Consider the following 16,080-nt stretch of genomic DNA (forward strand, 5'->3'; position numbering starts at 1 on the left):
CTTAAATTAAATAGTATGGAACAAGAAATGGTCTTAAAAAACGAAAATAGTTTGTCTTCTAGTTTGAAGCAAATGCTTTTGAAACTTACGCCAAGTATTAAAAAAGATGGCATTATAAAATCCTTAAAAAATACTGGTATAACGCTTCTATCCATCTTATTGTTTATTGGTTTATGGCAGATGGGTTCTAAAGCCTTGTATAACAAAGAGGCAAATTACAGAGTAGAAAAAGCACTGCAAGAACAGGGAGAAGCGGCTGCAGTTGCTGAACGTGCATGTATTGAATCTGGCGACAGTAGTTGCCAGCCCAATACCTTGCCATCACCATCTCAAGTATGGGCATCCTTACAATCTTTGATAGCGGATCATAAAGTTATACGTGCAGATAAAGCGGCATTTGCAGAGAAAATGGCGGTCACTAATGAGAAAATGATTTCTCAAGGTAAAGATCCAATTGTATATACAGGTAGAGCCTCATTTGTAGATATAGTCTTAACAAGTATAAAAACAGTATTTGCCGGTTTTCTTTTAGCAATGTTTATCGCAGTACCTATAGGGATAGTTATAGGACTTAGTCCTTCATTACGAAGCGCCTTTAACTGGTTCATTCAAATTTTTAAACCAGTATCGCCAGTTGTATGGTACCTGTTAGTTTTTATGATCGTAAAGACATTGTATATCGGCGACAGTTCTGATAATGCATTTGTAATATCATTTATTAGTGTAGGTCTTTGTGCCATGTGGGCAACGTTGGTAAACACGGCAATGGGTGTTGCATCTGTAGATAAAGATTATATCAATGTTGTCAAAGTATTAAAGTTGGGCACTTTTCAAAAAGTATTCAAGGTGATATTACCTTCTTCTTTACCGTTAATTTTTACGGGACTTCGTATTACGCTATCTGTGGCGTGGATGGTATTGATTGCCATTGAACTTTTAGCACAAAGTCAGGGATTAGGTCTTTTCGTATGGGAAGAATTTCAGAACGGTGCTAACGATTCTAACTCAAAAATCATTGTGGCAATGTTCGTCATTGGTATCATTGGTTTCTTGTTAGATAGACTGATGCTTGCTGTACAGAATATGGTTTCTTTCAATAAAAATGAAATGGCATAACGCTTTCAAAAGATAGAACATGGCATATTTAGAACTAAATAATATTTATAAAACCTATGGTGAGGGAGATGGTAGTACAGAAGTACTTTCTAACATCAACCTGACTATAGAAGAAGGTGAGTTTGTAGCTATTGTAGGATTTACCGGAAGTGGAAAAACCACTTTAGTAAATCTTATAAACGGGCTCTTGCAACCAACTAGCGGAGAGGTTCTTTTTAAAGGAGTTCCGGTAACCGATACTAGTCATGAGCGTGGCGTGATTTTTCAAAACTATTCGCTGTTGCCTTGGTTGACAGTGGGTCAAAATATTTACATGGCGGTAAAAGAAGCTTTTCCGAAGGAGAATAAAAAAGCCTTGATGGAAATAGTGAAAAATTACGTAGGCATGGTAAATCTTAGTCCGGCAATCAATAAGAGACCTAAAGAATTATCAGGGGGAATGCGACAAAGGGTTGCGGTAGCACGTGCGCTGGCCATGAATCCTGAAATGATCATTATGGATGAACCTTTAGGAGCATTAGATGCTTTGACAAGAGGAAATTTACAAGATGAAATCTTAAATATTTGGAGTCAAGATAAACGTACCGCATTGCTGATTACCAATGATGTTGATGAGGGTATTTATATGGCAGATAGAATAATTCCATTAAAACCAGGTCCGAATGCCACTCTGGGTCCAGAGTTTAAGATTGATATTGAAAGACCTCGAGATAAAACGGCAATGAACGATAATCCTGAATACAAGAAAACAAGAAACTCCATCATCGAATACTTAATGGATATAGGTGATGAAAGAAAAACAGTTTCTGATGTAGAATATAAATTACCAAACCTAACGCCTAAAAGCTTTGTAGCCTAAAGAAATAGCAAATGAACACAACACAACAAGCTAACGAAGTATATTCAGAAAATGGCATTATCTATCCATCAAAAGTAATGCTTGACCTTTCTAAATTAAAAAAGGTATATCCAACACCAAAGGGAGATTACGTAGTGCTCGAAGACTTGAATCTTCAAATTTTAAAAGAAGAATTTGTGACGATTATAGGGCATTCAGGTTGTGGTAAAACAACCATGCTTTCTATGATAGCAGGTCTTAATCCAATTTCCGGAGGTAATATTTCAGTACTGGGAAATCCGGTAAAAGGTCCGGGTCCAGATAGGGGGGTTATTTTTCAGTCGCCAAGTTTAATGCCTTGGATGACGGCCTTACAGAATGTATTGCTTGGGGTTAATCAGGTTTTTCCGCATGCAACCAAAGGGCAGCGCCAAGACATTGCAAAGTATTATTTACATAAAGTAGGTCTTGAGAATGCTTTTCATAAAAAGGCTTCAGAATTATCTCAAGGTATGCAACAGCGTGTTGGTATCGCCAGGGCGTTTGCCATTAAGCCAAAAGTATTGTTGTTAGATGAACCTTTTGGAATGCTAGACTCGTTGACCAGAGGAGAATTACAAGATATTCTTATAGAGATTTGGAACAAGGAGAAAATTACCGCGGTTATGATTACACATGATGTTGATGAAGCTATTTTTCTAGCAGATCGCGTCATTATGATGACCAGTGGACCCAAGGCAAAAATAGGAGATATCCTTTCCATTGATTTTGAAAGACCGCGTACTCGTAAGTCTGTATTAGAGAACGATGATTATTACACCTATAGAAAACACCTAATAGACTTTTTAGAACACTAACCATTAACTAACTCAATTATTAAAATTTATTATTATGAAAAAGCAATATTTACTAATCACCGTATTGTTTCTGGCGGTAAATTCAATTTATGCCCAATTTACGTTAGACGGGCAGTTTAGACCAAGAACAGAATATAGAAATGGTTTCGGAAGCATAATTCCTGATGCTGCAGATGCCAGTTTCGCAATCTCTACCCGTGCACGTTTAAATGCAAAGTATGAATCGGAAGCATATCAGTTTTACTTAAGCATACAAGATGTGATGGTTTGGGGCGAAAACAGGCAAATTCTACCAGATGATCAGAACGATTCTTTTGCAGTATTTGAAGCATGGGCAAATATTAATTTAGGTAAAGGCTGGTCTACTAAATTAGGTAGACAAGTTATCTCTTATGATGACCAACGTATTTTTGGCGGATTGGATTGGGCGCAACAAGGTAGAAACCATGATGCGGGGCTTTTAAAGTATAAAAAAGACAAGTTCATGTTAGATGTTGGTCTTGCTTTTAGTCAAGATTTTGATAACCCAACAGGGTTTCAGTCTGTAGGTACAGCATATAATACATCAGGTTTTTTTACATATAAAACCATGCAATATCTATACGCCAAGCAACAATGGAATAAGTTCTCCGGTAGCATATTGGCATTGAATAACGGTTTCCAAAATTTTGATACTGAAGGTGCTGCAGATGGGGTAAGTAGCTTGCAAACTATTGGTACACATTTAGCATATAAAGCAGGAAGCTTCAGTGCAAATGCCAACCTATTTTTACAAACGGGAGAAAGACAGAACGAAGTAAAGGTTGGCGGTGCATATTTACTAGGTTTAGAGCTTGGGTATAAGGCTAGTGATAAGGTAGCTTTAGGTTTAGGTACAGAAGTTATCAGCGGAAACAAAGCAGATACTACAGACAAAACAGAGGCATTTTTTCCACTATACGGAACCAATCATAAGTTTAACGGATTCATGGATTATTTCTACGTAGGTAACCATGCGAATTCTGTAGGCCTATTTGACATTCACGCAAGTGCAAAATTCGATTTAGGAAAGAAATCTAGCTTACTGGTTAAAGTCTTAAATTTTAGTGGAGAACAAGAATTGCCAAGCGGAGAAAAATCATTGGGTACAGAAATTGACTTGGTCTTTTCAAAGGCTTTCAATGGTTATGGGTTAGCAGTTGGGTATTCTCAAATGTTCGCTGCAGACGGTATGTATGAGCTAAAAGGGTTTACAGAAGATTTAGCGGCAAGTAGCCAAAACTGGGCTTGGGTACAGTTGACCATTAAGCCTCAGTTTTTGAATACCAAAAAAGAATAGAGTTTTACAAGAATTTAGTTAGTTATACGGTCTATGCAGCATTGGTTGTGTAGACCGTATTGTTGTTTTTAAAATATGTAATTTAGCACGGTACGTATAATTACCTATATTTTGAGTGAAATAACAAGAATAGTATTGGCAGATGATCACGCCTTGGTTAGGGACGGAATCCGTTCATTATTGGAGTCTGAATCTGATTTGGAAGTGATTGGTGAAGCTTCAAACGGTAAAGAAGCTATTGAATTGGTAGGCAAGGTAAATCCTGATCTTTTAATCATTGATATTAGAATGCCCGTTATGAACGGTATTGATGCCGTAGCTGAACTTACTAAAAGTAAATCAGAGGTGAAGACTATTATACTTTCCATGCACGACTCAGAAGAATACATATTAAAATCTATTAGTTCAGGTGCTAATGGCTATCTATTGAAAGACACCGACAAGTCAGAATTCATTAAAGCAATACATACCGTAAGAGAAGGCGGTAAATACTTTAGTGGAGATATAAGTAATGTTTTGGTAAATAACTTATTGGGAGCTAAAAAACAAGTGGTCAAAGAAGAAGAACCACGTAAAAGCGCTGACAATGTTTTTGATTTAACCAACAAAGAGCTTAAGGTATTAGAGTTGGTATTGTCTGGTTTAACGAATCAACAGATATCAGAAAAACTACAGAATAGCAAACGTACTATTGAAACGCATCGTTTTAATTTAATGCGCAAGATGGATGTGAAAAATCTCATAGATCTTTCTAAAAAGGCACAGAAGCATAATTTGATTTAGAGATTTTTATTCTCTTTAAAACGAATTTTTTTCATCTTTCATTCGTGCAAAAACTATAACGGTTATAGTTTAACGTACGTTTTCGCATCGATGGACTTCATACCACTACTAACAACTTGAGCAAAATCGTACTATACAAGTATTTTTATCAAAATTTATAAAATGAAAGATCAGAATTTTAAAAATCACGGAAAACTAGTAACAGGGTTTCACGGCGTGTTATTTGTTGCCTTAGTTGCATTATTAGTTGGATCGGTATATCATCTTTTTAGAACCACATCAGAAAACTTGTATTTAGCATCTTTAATGGTGTTAATTGCCATTATCTTGATTCTGATGGCTTGGTATGTGAGAACATTTCCTTTAAAAGCACAAGACAGAGCTATTAGAGCTGAAGAAAATATGAGACATTATGTTATGACCGGAAAACTACTTCCTTCAGATTTGAGAATGTCGCAAATAATAGCCTTGCGTTTCGCTAGCGATGATGAGTTATTATCCTTGATGGAAAAAGCTTTAAAAGAAAAACTTTCTGCCAAAGAAATTAAATCGAGTATCAAAAGTTGGAAAGGAGATTATTATAGGGTTTAATTTAGGCGCTCAAACTAAAAAATTTATAGGCGCAGGTCCATGCCGGAGCTAGTCTGTGACATGATTTCTTACAACCTAGAATTTAAAGCTCATAACTTCTGTAAAGTTCAAATAAAGGATACTTTATTTTAACATTTCAACACCTCACTTTCCTATTTATTGATCTATTCTCAGTCTTAAAGGGTGATAATTACGGATCACTCGAAATTACGCAGAACATTTACGATAAAAAAGTACGTATTTATACGTACTTTTTATAATTTGCAGTATACTTCTGAACCATTCTTTATCATTGATAAAATGAATAGCAATAAAACTCATAAAACAATATGTTCCTATTGCGGTGTAGGCTGCGGTATACTTGTAGATGTTGACGCAAAAGGAACTATTTCAGTAGATGGTAATCCCGATTATCCATCTAATAAAGGCATGCTGTGTAGCAAAGGACGTAATCTTAATTACGTAGCTCAAGATACTACTGATCGTATTCTGTATCCAGAAATGAAATGGAGCAGAAATCACCCTTTGCAACGTGTCTCTTGGGACGCTGCTTTTGAACGTGCCGCTGCAGTTTTTAAAAGTATTATTGCCAAGCATGGTCCAGATAGTGTTGGTTTTTATGTATCTGGTCAGTGTTTAACAGAAGAGTATTACCTCATCAATAAACTTACAAAAGGGTTCATTGGCACCAATAATATAGATACCAATTCTAGGCTGTGTATGAGTTCTGCCGTGGTTGGGTATAAAAAAACCTTGGGCGAAGATTCCGTTCCTATTTCATATGAAGATATTGAGTTGGCAGATTGCTTTTTGATAGCAGGTGCAAACCCGGCATGGTGCCATCCTATTTTATATAGAAGATTAGAAAAGCATAAAGAAGAGAATCCGCAGGTAAAAATAATTGTAGTAGACCCACGTAAAACACAGACGTGCGCAGGGGCAGATTTACATTTGCAGATATTACCGGGTACCGATGTTATCCTTTTTAATGCCATAGCACGCCGATTAATTGAGAAAAGAAAAATAGATTCCGCCTTTATAAAAAAGCACACCGCAAATTATGAGGCGGTTAAAGAAATGGCGTTTACCTTATCACTGAAAGAAGCCGCTAAAAAATGTGGTATTCCCGTTGGTGATATTCGCAAAGCTGCCGAATATATTGGTAATGCCAAGAAGTTTATCAGCATGTGGACCATGGGGTTGAACCAGAGTGTTATTGGTGTTGCCAAAAATGTATCATTACTAAATTTGTCACTTTTGACTGGGCAAATAGGCAAACCAGGTGCTGGACCATTTTCATTGACAGGTCAGCCAAATGCCATGGGCGGTAGAGAAGTAGGTGGTATGGCAAGTTTATTGGCGGCACATAAAAATTTAGGGAATGCTGCACATAGAAAAGAAGTATCAGATTTTTGGGGAGGTGGAGAAATTCAAGCAGAACCCGGTTATACGGCAACAGAAATGTTCGATGCCCTCGATGAAGGAAAGTTAAAAGCAGTTTGGATTGTTTGTACCAACCCTGCCGTAAGTATGCCTAATTCTAACAAAGTAGAAAGAGCTTTAAAAAAGGCAAAATTCGTAGTAGTTCAAGATATATCCCATAACTCAGAAACCACCAAATTTGCCGATTTATTATTACCGGCAGCAGGTTGGTTAGAGAAAGAAGGTACCATGACCAATTCAGAAAGACGAATTAGTCACTTGCCTAAAGTTATAGATGCACCGGGTGAGGCATTACCAGATGCAGAAATCATTTGGCGTTTTGCACAAGCAATGGGCTATAAAGGTTTTGATTATAAGAATAGCAGTGAAGTCTATGACGAACATTGTTTATTAACAAAAGGCACTGAAATAGACATTTCTGGTCTATCATATGAACGTTTGATTAATGAAGGTAGTTTTCAGTGGCCTGTGCCACATAAAACACATAAGGGTACACCAAGGTTATTTACCGATTGCAAGTTCTTTACCAATGACAAGAAGGCTCATTTTAATGCGCCTGCTACCCTCTACAATAAATCTGAAGAAACAGATAATGACTATCCGTTAATATTAAATTCAGGTAGAGTTCGTGATCAGTGGCATACCCGTACCAAAACCGGTAAGGTAAAAAGGTTGTTGACCCATATACCGCAGCCTTATCTAGAGATGAATGCTGTAGATGCCTATTTGAGAAAAATAAAAGAAGGTGATATTGCGGTTGTAAAAAGTAGAAGAGGGCAAGTACAAGTAAAAGTGCAGCTCAATTATGACATAAGAGAGTCTGTTGTTTTCTTGCCTATGCATTGGGGTAAAGTATTGAACAATGATTTTGGTAGGGCAAATAACCTGACTAATGATTTAGTGGATCCCGTTTCAAAAGAGCCAGATTTTAAGTATTGTGCCGTTGAGGTTACCAAGTTTGTCAAAGAAAAACAGAAGGTTATTGTAATTGGAGCAGGTGCTGCGGCATATCGCTTTATACAATCATATAGAGATAAAAATAGTATTGATGAACTTCATGTATTTTCAAAAGAAAAAGACCCTTTTTATAATCGTGTTTTACTCCCAGAATATGTAAGTGATGAACTTTCTTGGGAAGCCTTAGAGAAACTTAAAGATGGGGAGTTGAAAAAGCTAGATGTAGTATTACATTCCGGAGTAGGAATTGAAAATGTAGATTCGGAAAATAAAATTATAGTAGATTCTAAAGGAGAAAAACATACGTACGATTTACTAATAATGGCAACCGGTAGTAGAGCCTTTATACCTAGTGATGTTCAGATACAATTACCCGGTCGTTTTACGATGCGTGAACGAGGAGATGCCGATAAATTAAGAAAATATTTATCTGAAACCGGGTTACAGGCAAAAGACCAAAATGTGGTTATTGTAGGTGGCGGACTATTAGGACTAGAGCTCGCTGCTGCATTGAAAAAAATCAATATAAACATTAGTATTATACAACGTGCACCACGATTAATGGAACGGCAGCTAGATAGCATTGCAAGTCGTTTATTGGCAGAAGATGTTATGGAGCGTGGTATAAATCTGTATTTCGATAATGAGGTAAGTACCGTATTTGAGGATAGGAACCAAAAACATAGTCTTTCTGTAAATCTTAAAACAGGTCGTACTATTCAATGTAATGCTATAGTGTATGCTATAGGTACCAGACCAAATATTGAATTGGCAAAACAAACAGGCATCAATACGCGTAGAGGTGTCGTGGTAAATTCATATTTACAAAGTAGTGATTCATCGATATTCGCATTAGGAGAAATAGCAGAGTTTAAAAATTCGCTTTTCGGTATTACCTCAGCTGCCGAGCAACAAGCAGATATTGCAGCTAATTTTATACTTGGAGACTTCAGTAGTATTTACAATGGTTCAGTATTGATGAATATTTTAAAGTTCGAAAATCTGGATCTCTGTAGTATTGGTATGGTGAATTCTCCCATAGGAGATGCTACTTATGAAGAAATCATTTTAATGGATGTAAGTAAGCGTTTTTATAAGAAATGTATTGTAAAAGACGATACGTTAAAAGGTGCCATTTTATTGGGCGATAAAAATGAATTTGCAGAGTTTAAACGACTGATAGAGGAAGAGATTGAACTATCTGAAAAACGGAATGAATTGTTGCGTGGTGCTTCAACATCTGTTCCTTTAAAAGGGAAACTGGTATGCTCTTGCAGTCAGGTTGGTGAAGGTAATGTTGTAGATGCCATCAAAGGCGGATGTTCGGATTTCAACAAATTATGTTCAGAAACAGGTGCAGGTTTGGGCTGTGGAAGTTGTAAGCCCGAGATAAAAGATTTATTAAAGAAACAACTGGTATTAGCAAATTAAAACAGCGAGACATGAATGATGATCTTCATAGAATATTGATAAAAGGTGGTGTTACATCTCCTGGTGAATTGAAGGATATTATTACCATGCTGGAGTCTGCCGGACTCACAAGTGTTAATTTTGGGTCTCGACAAGATATTTTGTTTCCCCTGAAGGATGCAAAAGAAGAGCAGTTAGAAAGTATCTCTAAATTCAATACAGATATCATTGCTAATCGTTCATTTCAGAATATCGTTAGCTCTTACGTCTCTGCAGATATTTTTGATATGACCCATTGGTTAAAAGGTTCTACCTACTTATATATTTTAGAAGGATTTGATTTTTTACCCAAGTTGAAAATCAATATTACTGATCCAAAACAACGCTTAGTTCCTGTTTTTAGTGGTAACCTCAACTTTATAGCATCTGATCAAGAAGATTATTGGTACTTAAATATTAAACTACCACACTGGAAATCATCTGCTTTTTATCCGGTGCTCATTTATAGTTGGGATATCAATTCTATCTCAAAACAAATCGAAGAAATTTATGAAGATATTTCGGACATAGATGAGTTGTTCTTTGTGATGAACAAGAACTTAGAGACCAATAATAAAACCATGGAAAAGGAACTAAAAGTTCCTTTTCAGACCTTTCCGTATTATGAGGGTATGAACCGTTTGGGTTCAGATATGTATTGGCTTGGTCTTTATTGGAGAAACAATAAATATGACCTGTCCTTCTTAAAAGAATTCTGCGGCTTTTGCCTAGATAATAGTATTGGTAAAATCTGCATTACCCCATGGAAATCTTTTGTAGTAAAAGGTATTAAGAAATCTAGCAGACCAGCCTTAGAGCGCTTTTTAGGTAAAAGAGGAATCAATGTAAGGCATTCTCAATTAGAGATGAATTGGCATGTGCCTATTGATGATGGCGAGGCGTTGGAGTTAAAGAAGTATTTGGTTCGGAGTTTTGATCAAAATGATATTAGTACCTACGGCCTAACATTTGGTATTAGCAATGAGGTGGGTAAACGTTCGCACTTTGCCTCGGTGATTATTGAAAAGAATAGTTTGCCCACCATTGTTAAAGAATTTGAAGTTCGCCCTACGTACAATGTTCTACATTTTGAACATTTTGATCCTAACAGTCAAAAGTATATTACCTATGCCCAAGATATAGATAAGATAGAATTACCTGGGTTGTTGATGGAGTTAAGTAAAATGTACTTTGATCAATTGGGTCGTTTAGATGATGCAGAAGAGACTACAAATGTGGAGGTGGTAGAAGCAAAACAGACATTGTTTCAGTGTCAAGATTGCCTAACCGTTTATGATGAATCTTTTGGGGATGTAGCCTTGAATATTGCAGCGGGCACAAAATTTGAAGATATAGGCGAAGATTATGAATGTCCTGTTTGTTCTGCACCAAAGGCAAAGTTTAAAGAAACAATGATTCAAATGAGTTAAATGAATAAACTTAAAAAGTGGTAGTTGTCACAAAAACAGCTAATTAGTGTATGCGTGATGGAGATAAGAAATTAGTGTATGAGGTTAAAACTTCAACATGTCAATTTTTAACTTTGTGGTATAATACTAAATAAACCACCACACATGACCAGAGTAAATGTCGATAATCAAAGCAAAGAATCAGTTTTAGCGAAAGCTTTAAAATTTACTATTGTAATCGCAGCCATTGGCATACTTTTATGTGTGTTTATAATGGCTTTTGGAATATAATTGCCTTTTTAGGGCTGCATAACGGGGAGTTCTAAAATTCTTTCCGGACCATAAAACTTAAGTGCAATACCAAATACAATTACTGAAATAATCATACCGGTCATAAAAACGGTATATGTCCACCGTAAAATTCTGTACTTCCTTTCCAGAACAATCCCAAGAAAATAAAGATCTTTTGTTAATGAGCTGTAGATATAGTCCTTATCTTTAATTAGCTCTGTCATTGCCCAGTTATACTGCTCTAATTTCATCTTATGAAAATTTCCGAAGAATAACAGGTTAACCTTTTTGCTGGTTACTTCTTCTTCTGTAAACTGTCCAGATGTTACATTGGGTCTAGTGGCAATAATTGACATCACCATAGAAACTACGCTGAAAACTATAAAAAGAAATGTTGGGTAAAATAGATAGTCGTTTGAAGGGTTATCCAATTTTGGAACTAAATTTGCCAATGCCATAGAAACGATAATTGCATTTACAGAGAGGAGAATGTTCGCTTTTGTATCGGCAATATCACTAAGCTTTAAATGGCTCTGTAACGTAACCCTGTACAATGTTTGTATTCCTCTGTCGGGCAATTCCCCTTTAAAATGAGCTTTTAAATTCTCTTTTTTGACTAGTTCATTATTTTTCTTTTTAGCCTTAATAAGCCTTTTAATATTCTTATCCTTTCCCTTTTGCCAGGTACGAATTGCATAGTCAGTATAAAACCTATGTTTGGTGCGTAAAAGTTTAATGTTTTCTTCTCGCCAATCTACAGGGGTATTGTTTTGAATACCTAATAACGAAAGTTCTTCTCTCAGTAGTTCGGTAGTCGCCATGAAATTCTTTATATGAAAATGAGAAGAATCTGCATCGCGCATAATTTTCTCTAACTCGTTAGCGGGCGAGTAATTTTTCTTAGTTGCCATTATTAGGCTACATACCTGCTCTATAAATGGTGTTGGATAATTGTTTTCAGTTAAAAAGTCTTTGGCCAATTTACAACTATGCTCTTCGTGATTATGGTATGTAATAGTATAACCAAGGTCATGAAACCAAGCTGCTACTAAAAGCAATTCACTTTCGTTGTCATTAATATTTTCCCCCTCAATTAATTCTTTGGTACTATCGACCACGCGTTGTGTATGCCTAAGGTTATGATAGAGATAGTTTGGGTTAGTATTACCGGTTAATTTATCGGTGGCAAATACTTCGGCTTTAGAAACTATTGAAGACATGATATCTATATGGTTGGAATACTTTAGAAAAGTACAAAATAAATTTTGTGTTATATGGAAAGTCCAAAACCAACTTGAATTAGGTTACTTTCTTTAGAATTGAAATATCCGATATTAAATGTAAGTGCTTTCAGGCTGCTGATCCAAAAACCACCACCTTGTGAAGTGTGCCACACATTTGAACTTTCATCTGGCATCCATACCCTACCATAATCAAAACCGCCATACATACCAATGGTAACTGGTGACACTGCTGTAACATATCTTTTTAGTTTCAGCTTAATATCAGAGGATTGATAAAAGTATGATTTACCGGTAAAACGCTCATCTCTAAAACCGCGTAGTCCATTTCCGCCACCAAGAGAAGGGGTGTGATAAAAGTAAACATCGTTATAATCGAAAAGACCTTTGTATTCAGCCATGGTGCTATACACCAAATTACCTTTTGATTCTAATTTGTGATCAAAACCAACTTTTAAAGAAGCGTATCCAAATTTGTTTGCGTTATTGTTAAGATTCATTTTATAGCCTGCAGAAAAGCCGAAATAAATAGCTTTGGAAGGAAAATCACCAGCATCGTCACGATCATATTCACCAGTTAATTCGGCTCCACCATAATTCTGATTTTCGAAAACATTATCATTTAAGTTACCGATAGTGAAAAGTCGGTCAGGGTTGTCGGCCACCTTAAAAGACTCAAACAATCCTTTAATCCTAAGACTGTAGTAAGCTAAACCGGCACTTGCCTTAAAAGTTCTAATTCTTCCTCTGTAATAGTCTCTATCCAGTACCTCTTCATTATTTACCGTTTCGTTACCAAAACCAAAGAAGTTACTTACATAGCGGTCATTGGCATAATAGGCATCCATTTCAAAATTCCATCCTGGGAAAACACTGCCATAGATTCCTGAATAAGACAATTCTGCCGCCTTAAATTTAAAATAGTAGTTAGCACTTACAGTGTGTTGTTGCCTAAAAGTATTACCATCAATACCGTTCTGTGTATAGGTGTTAGATGCTCCCAAGAACATACCATCATCGGTTCTAAAACCTAGTGTAGGGACTAACACGTTTGTGTTCGGTTTAAAATATCTAAAATGAAATGTATTGGTTTTGTAGTTGTCCGTTAATAATGTCGGCGGTGTTAAATTTTCAAAACTTATTTTTTCATGTTCCCAGTCATATAATTTAATCTTTCTCTTGTTCGCAATGTCATAACTGTCTTCGCCATATCCTCCAACAATTCTTAATTTGGTCTTAGGGTTTTCCATTCCTTCAACAACAAAAACATCATCATCTCCAAGTCCATAAATCCATATTCCTTTAGTGAGGCTATCGTTAAAAATCCTAGAATACATTTCTTTATTTTTCTCATCAGATAGAATACGTTTTACTACAACTTTCGTGTCGCCATTTTCCATTCGCGTTATGGTAAAAATGTCATCTTTTTCAGTTCCAGTAACAGCAACTATTTTGTTGAGGTATTCCGCATAATCCTTTGCAGTTTCAGTTAATGTTGCTAGACGCTGTTTTAAACTTGTTTTTATGTATTCAGAAGTTTCGTCTTGTACAGATATGGGTAGGCGTGTAAAAGCTTTTTCTATCACGTCTGCCGTCATTCCTTTTTGTATAGCCTTGGCTTCTTCTATCCAAACCTCTGGACCATATGAAGTCAATAAAGTTCGGTCTAACCTATTACCGGAAAGATTGAGCCATTTTACATTATCAATGTCATCATCATAAGTTTCCCAATTTCTTGCGTTGGGCATAAACCATTGAATGAAGGGTATAACTTTGCCATCAAATTTTGGGAAGGCATTATCCCGATCACGAGGTACGGGCATAAATTCTTTTTCACCGTCTGGGCTTTCATATTCTATCCACCTCCATTGATCTTGGTGGCGGTCCCAATCGCCAATCAACATATCAAAAATTCTAGCTCTTATAAAACTTCTTTCATCTACGTAGTAAGACTCGTCGCTTTTAATTTTTTCAAGCATATCGGTAGTGCTTTCATAGTCGGTAACCTTACCAGAAGTTTCATTAATAGTTCTTCTATAGCCTTTGTAATGCGCTTGTTCTTCAGAAGGTCTTCTTTCTATATAATAAAGCTCATCACCATAATTTTCATTGAATTGCTTTAGACTATCCTGCTTTGGAACATAAAATAAATCTATATCTGAATGATTAATATCTACAGATGCTGCAAGTGGGTCTATAATTAATTGCATGTAAGGGTGAGCTGTTGTAAAAAAATCTGAAATAGCTTTTTCTGCCCAAGTGTCTTGATAGTCTTGTGTATTATATGAAATACCTGGCAGCTTGAATTTTAAAAACTTTAATGCACTTTTCTGCAAGGAACGCATAGCATATTGCTTACCGTTGCCATCTTCTAAACGCAGCGAGAAAGATTGATGCCCACCACCTTCTTTTACGACGGACAGACCGCCATAAAGTGTGTCTAATTTGACAATTGGAGCTTCAACTGATTTGCCATAATATTCACGATAACGATTACCCCATAAAAATTTGTAAAAACCACTTTTGTCATAGTCTTTTGGGTCGTTGAGGATTGTTGTCTCCTCTATTTTATTATTATTACTTGTAAATTGGTTATATTCTTTTACGGGTTCTTTTGCAGGAAGAACTGCGAATGTTTTACTATTGTTAAGGTCGTTTTCTGTAATAAATGTCACTTTAGAGCTACCGTCAGCGAAATAATCTAAGCGCGCAAATCCTCTTTCTCCGTAAGCATATTCTCCTTGATAATCAATAGAACCACCAATAGCAGTTATTCTACCAGGTCCTAATTTAGTTGCGCTTTTTTCACCAAGCGATCCACTTACTATTTGATGAATACCCCCACCTTCAAGTAATTGTAGACTCTCTTCATGCCCAGAAATTAATGTTATTCTATCGTTAGCCTGCGCTAGTGCACTAACCGCTATTCGTAAATAGTTATATCTTCTAGAGTTTACATGTTCTGGATTAAAAGCACCCATGTCCATTACGGCATTTTTAATGGTACCCAATACAGGAAGTGGTGTTGCGTGGTCGGTTACTGTAGTTTTGCCCGCATAAGTTCCATTAGTGAATACCGGATGATGCATGGCAATAACAATGTTCTTTCCTTGACCGTCACCAATGTATCCTTCCAATTCTTCCATGAATCTTCTACGGGTAACAATATCTGTGCATTTGCTGTTAATACCTTCAATTCTAGACCAGTTAGATACAAACCATTTAGAGTCTACTAATATTAAATCTAAGTCATCGTTAATGACCCTATAATCTATAGGGCAACCATTATTAGGAACAACTGCTGTATTTTTTCGTTCAACCTCTTTTAAGTAATTTTCAACTTTTTCAATTTTATCAAGCTCATAACTTTTCCACTCATTATTACCAGGAAGAAAAACAGTTTCACCTTTAAAACCAGCCGACAATTCTAGTTGTTGTTTTACCAGTAGGCTGTCTACTTTCCAATTACCAATTTCGGGAGAAATATTATCACCGGTGAGAACTAATGTACTATTCTCTGATGCATTATTAAGCTCTTGTTTAAAACGCTTTAACAGATCATGATTTGGAATTCCAGAAGCATTTCCTAAACCACCAGCAATATAAAACGAGTACGTAATTGTATTGCTAGGGGTCTCATTTACAATATTGGAAATACCTTGTTCCTTAAAAGTTGCGCATGAAGAAAGTAGTAGTAATACAATTGTAAAACTAAAAGACTTGGCAATCTTAAATTTTGTCCAATTAAGTTGGCCGGATTGGTTGGTCATAAAAATTTTTAAGTTAA

11 protein-coding genes are annotated in these 16,080 nt (G+C 36.2%); 9 read left to right on the plus strand and 2 right to left on the minus strand.

What is annotated here, in order from left to right; translation table 11 throughout:
* Nucleotides 1-15 precede the first annotated feature (15 nt).
* The 9 genes from P178_RS0107225 to P178_RS23640 all read left to right on the plus strand — a co-directional run bounded on the left by P178_RS0107225 (nucleotide 16) and on the right by P178_RS23640 (nucleotide 11,052).
* Nucleotides 16-1,116, plus strand: coding sequence for an ABC transporter permease (locus tag P178_RS0107225; protein WP_027065583.1), 1,101 nt, complete (start codon nucleotides 16-18; stop codon nucleotides 1,114-1,116).
* Nucleotides 1,117-1,135: 19 nt separating this feature from the next.
* Complete coding sequence (locus P178_RS0107230) at nucleotides 1,136-1,975, plus strand: ABC transporter ATP-binding protein (protein WP_027065584.1); 840 nt, start codon at nucleotides 1,136-1,138, stop codon at nucleotides 1,973-1,975.
* An 11-nt stretch (nucleotides 1,976-1,986) separates the two neighbouring features.
* On the plus strand, nucleotides 1,987-2,811 hold the full coding sequence (locus P178_RS0107235; protein ID WP_027065585.1) for an ABC transporter ATP-binding protein: 825 nt from the start codon (nucleotides 1,987-1,989) through the stop codon (nucleotides 2,809-2,811).
* A 34-nt stretch (nucleotides 2,812-2,845) separates the two neighbouring features.
* Nucleotides 2,846-4,129: an alginate export family protein gene (locus P178_RS0107240; protein ID WP_027065586.1), complete on the plus strand. Its 1,284-nt coding sequence runs from the start codon at nucleotides 2,846-2,848 to the stop codon at nucleotides 4,127-4,129.
* Between the two features lie 111 nt (nucleotides 4,130-4,240).
* Entirely contained in the window at nucleotides 4,241-4,912 is a 672-nt protein-coding gene (locus tag P178_RS0107245; RefSeq protein WP_027065587.1) for a response regulator transcription factor, read from the plus strand.
* 162 nt (nucleotides 4,913-5,074) lie between these two features.
* On the plus strand, nucleotides 5,075-5,503 hold the full coding sequence (locus tag P178_RS0107250) for a DUF6526 family protein (protein ID WP_027065588.1): 429 nt from the start codon (nucleotides 5,075-5,077) through the stop codon (nucleotides 5,501-5,503).
* A gap of 300 nt (nucleotides 5,504-5,803) precedes the next feature.
* On the plus strand, nucleotides 5,804-9,334 hold the full coding sequence (locus P178_RS0107255) for a nitrate reductase (protein WP_027065589.1): 3,531 nt from the start codon (nucleotides 5,804-5,806) through the stop codon (nucleotides 9,332-9,334).
* 11 nt (nucleotides 9,335-9,345) lie between these two features.
* Nucleotides 9,346-10,782 (plus strand): rubredoxin, encoded by a 1,437-nt coding sequence (locus P178_RS0107260; RefSeq protein WP_027065590.1) that lies wholly within the window; start codon nucleotides 9,346-9,348, stop codon nucleotides 10,780-10,782.
* A gap of 144 nt (nucleotides 10,783-10,926) precedes the next feature.
* The gene (locus tag P178_RS23640; RefSeq protein ID WP_262493282.1) at nucleotides 10,927-11,052 is read left to right on the plus strand and encodes a hypothetical protein; all 126 of its coding nucleotides are present in this window, start codon (nucleotides 10,927-10,929) and stop codon (nucleotides 11,050-11,052) included.
* An 8-nt stretch (nucleotides 11,053-11,060) separates the two neighbouring features.
* Here P178_RS23640 and P178_RS0107270 read toward each other — a convergent pair whose 3' ends face one another.
* Together P178_RS0107270 and P178_RS0107275 are read right to left on the minus strand one after the other, a co-directional pair.
* The gene (locus P178_RS0107270; protein ID WP_027065591.1) at nucleotides 11,061-12,272 is read right to left on the minus strand and encodes a Pycsar system effector family protein; all 1,212 of its coding nucleotides are present in this window, start codon (nucleotides 12,270-12,272) and stop codon (nucleotides 11,061-11,063) included.
* Nucleotides 12,273-12,322: 50 nt separating this feature from the next.
* The gene (locus P178_RS0107275) at nucleotides 12,323-16,063 is read right to left on the minus strand and encodes a hypothetical protein (protein WP_155941594.1); all 3,741 of its coding nucleotides are present in this window, start codon (nucleotides 16,061-16,063) and stop codon (nucleotides 12,323-12,325) included.
* Nucleotides 16,064-16,080: the final 17 nt, after the last annotated feature.

The sequence above is a fragment of the Maribacter sp. Hel_I_7 genome, from assembly GCF_000688315.1.
In the GTDB taxonomy this organism is placed as follows: Bacteria; Bacteroidota; Bacteroidia; order Flavobacteriales; family Flavobacteriaceae; genus Maribacter; species Maribacter stanieri.